The organism is Corallococcus sp. AB049A (assembly GCF_003668885.1).
Lineage (GTDB): Bacteria > Myxococcota > Myxococcia > Myxococcales > Myxococcaceae > Corallococcus > Corallococcus interemptor.
This window is the reverse complement of record NZ_RAWL01000665.1, coordinates 1-2,954: the sequence shown is the minus strand read 5'-3', so window position 1 is coordinate 2,954 and position 2,954 is coordinate 1. Positions and strand designations below refer to the sequence as shown.

Here is a 2,954-nt window from a genome sequence, read left to right as displayed (position 1 = left end):
CTCCACCCCATCACCATTGTCCGCTCCCCACCCTTCCCCACCACACGCACACGGATGCCCGGGACACGTGATCCAACTCGGGCTCCCCCTAATCAAGACCCGTGCCGCCCGGGGCTGTCACCCGGTGCCCACCTGAATTCAGGGACTTGGCTCAGGCGTTAGCGGCCAAGTGAGCGCTGGAGGGAACCGGGGTGCCCTGGAGGGTGAAAGGTTTTTCCTGACCTTTTGCCAACCTGCACCCCCAACTTTTCAGGTCAGGAACTTGACGCTTCGGACACGAAGGCGGCGATCGCGGCGGCGATGGCGGCGGGCTGCTCCAGGTGCACGTGGTGGCCGCCTTCGAACGAGCGGGGCGGGGACACCAGCGTGCGCAGCGCCGCCAGCCGTCCCTCCAGGAGCTCCGGGGCGGGGGACAGGCCTTCGGTGCCGCGCAACAGCTGCACGGGGCAGGTGACGGCGGCCTCCAGCGCCAGCCACTGGGCTTCATCAAAGCCCTGGCCGAAGCGGCGGCGGTGGCGCGGATCAAAGGTGAAGGCGAAGTCGCCCTCGGGCGTGCGCCGGGTGCCATGGCGCGCGAAGAGCAGCGCCGCGTCCGGGGAGAGGGTGGGGTTCGCCTGACGCAGGCGCTCCGCCGCGGCCTCCACGGTGGGGTAGCGCTTGCGGTTGGGGGGCCGGCGCGCGTCGTCCAGGAAGCCGCGCAGCCGCTGCACGGCGCCGGTGGGCGGACCTCCGGAGGGGCCCAGGCTCTCGATGAGGGTCAGGCTCTTCACCCGCTCCGGGCGCGCGGCGGCGTACGCCAGCGCGACGATGCCGCCCAGCGAGTGCCCCACCAGGTGCACCGGCGGCAGGGCCAGGCCGTCCAGGGTGGCCTCCACGTCCAGCAGGTGGTCGCTGAAATGGTACGCGGCGCCGGGGCCGGCGTGGGCGCTCTGTCCCATGCCGCGAAAGTCGAGCAGCACCGTGCGCCAGGCTTCGGGCAGGTGCTCGCAGAGCGGATCAAAGCTGTGGGAGTGGTCCAGCCACCCGTGGAGCATCAAGACGGCGGGGGCGCCCCGGGCGCCACGCTGCCGCACGTGCAGTTGCAGTCCTTCTGCGTCGACGGTGAGGGATTCGAATGCGGCGGCGGGCACGGGTGTCTCCTCGTGCCCACCGGCTTACTCCGTCCCCCCGGGTGCTGGCGACCCTACGCGACGGTGCTGGACGACGCCGCCGGGCGCGGCGGGCCGCCGGTGTCCGGCTTTCCGAGCACCATGGCCAGCTGCCGGGCCTGGCTCTCCGTGGCGCAGCGGTACTCCTGGGTCTTGCCGTTGGGCCGGTCGATCCGAATCACCCAGACGTCATTCTCCTTGGTCACCACAGGCGCTTGAGACATGCATTCCCTCCGTGTTTGGGAAGGAAAGCAGTCTTCGTGCCGACCCCTGGGATGGGGCCAAATGCCTGATTTCCGGCCGTCTCCCCCGCCCAGCGGCCGGGCAGGTGACAAAATTCGTTCAGCGATGCGACAAATTTCGCGCGGCCGGCCCGCACTCCTTGCGTAGTCCTCCGGGGCAGCCCTGAGTCGTTGGGATGACAATCATTGTTCAGCCGGGTCCGGCCACTCCCAGGCCGAGCGGTAGCCGCCCTCCGCCTGGGTGCCTTCGATGAAGCGCCCGTAGAAGGGGTGGCTGCTCAAGGTGGCGGAGTCGCCCACGACGAACAGGTGCCGGCGCGCGCGGGTGAGGGCCACGTTCATGCGGCGCAGGTCGTTGAGGAAGCCCAGCTGCCCCTCGCTGTTGGAGCGGGTGAGGCTGACGAGGATGGCGTCCTTCTCCCGGCCCTGGAACGCGTCCACGGTGTCCACCTCCACGTCCGGGTGCACGGCCTCCAGCGCCTCGCGCAGGTGGCGGGCCTGGGCGCTGTACGGGGCGATGACGGCCAGCTCGCGCGGGGACAGCCCCTTGGCCAGCAGCTCACGCACGCGGGCGATGACGTAGGTGGCCTCGCCGGGGTTGAGCAGCGAGTGCGTGGTGGGCTCCACCTCCTCGTCGAAGCCCTTGCCCGCGGTGTCCAGGTAGAGCACGGGCGGGGCGTCCACCTGGGCGCCGGGGTTCAGCACACCGTCCAGCGTGCGGTCCGCCACGGAGGGGTGGGCGCGCAGCTCGCCGCCGTACATCTCCTTGGAGGGGAAGGCCATGATGGCGGCGTTCATCCGGTACTGCTCGCGCAGCATGCGCTTCACGTCGTCGCCGTGGTCCTGGAGCAGGCGCTCGAAGAGGCTTACGCCCAGGCCCGCCTTGGACGCCTCCTGGGACAGCACGGTGGGCGGCAGCTGCTGCGGGTCTCCGGCGAGCACCACCTTGGGCGCGCGCAGGAAGCCCAGCAGGGCCAGCGGCTCGGTGGCCTGGGTGGCCTCGTCCAGGAGCGCGCGGTCGAACTCCTCGCCCGCGAGCACGCCGGAGCCCAGGCTCGCGAGCGTCACGCACACCACGTCCGCTCGCGCGAGCACGGCCTTCACGGCCTTCTTCTCCAGCTTGCGCGCCTCGTCCATCAGGTCCTTGGCCTCGGCCGTGGATGAGCGGGCGTTGGAGAAGCGCTCGCGGCTGCGGCCCTGGCTGCGCTGCCTGCGCGCGTAGCCGAAGAGGTCGAAGGCCTCGTCGAACAGGTCGCGGCTGACGACGCGGTCCGGGTGCTCCTCCACCACGATGTCCAGCGTGTGCTCCTGCAGGCGGGCGGCGACGCGCGCGGGGTGGCCCACGCGGAGGGCGCGCAGGCCCTGCTCCAGGCACAGCTCCAGCAGGTGATCCACCGCGGCGTTGCTGGCCGCCGTGCAGAGCAGGCGCTCTCCGCGCGCGACGGCCTGGGCCGCGACCTCCGCCAGCACGGTGGACTTGCCGGTGCCGGGCGGGCCGTGGACCAGGAAGAAGTCCTCCGCGGCCAGCGCGCGCTTCGCGGCGTCCTGCTGCTCCGGGTTGAGC

At 71.4% G+C, this 2,954-nt stretch carries 3 protein-coding genes; all 3 read right to left on the bottom strand.

Annotated features, from left to right (window positions below; genetic code table 11):
• Positions 1-254: 254 nt before the first annotated feature.
• Positions 255-1,130, bottom strand: coding sequence for an alpha/beta fold hydrolase (locus D7X55_RS37995; RefSeq protein WP_121725592.1), 876 nt, complete (start codon positions 1,128-1,130; stop codon positions 255-257).
• Between the two features lie 53 nt (positions 1,131-1,183).
• On the bottom strand, positions 1,184-1,372 hold the full coding sequence (locus tag D7X55_RS37990; RefSeq protein WP_120551369.1) for a hypothetical protein: 189 nt from the start codon (positions 1,370-1,372) through the stop codon (positions 1,184-1,186).
• Positions 1,373-1,573: 201 nt separating this feature from the next.
• Positions 1,574-2,954 (bottom strand): AAA domain-containing protein (locus D7X55_RS37985; protein WP_121725591.1); only part of this gene is annotated, 1,381 nt, incomplete at its 5' end.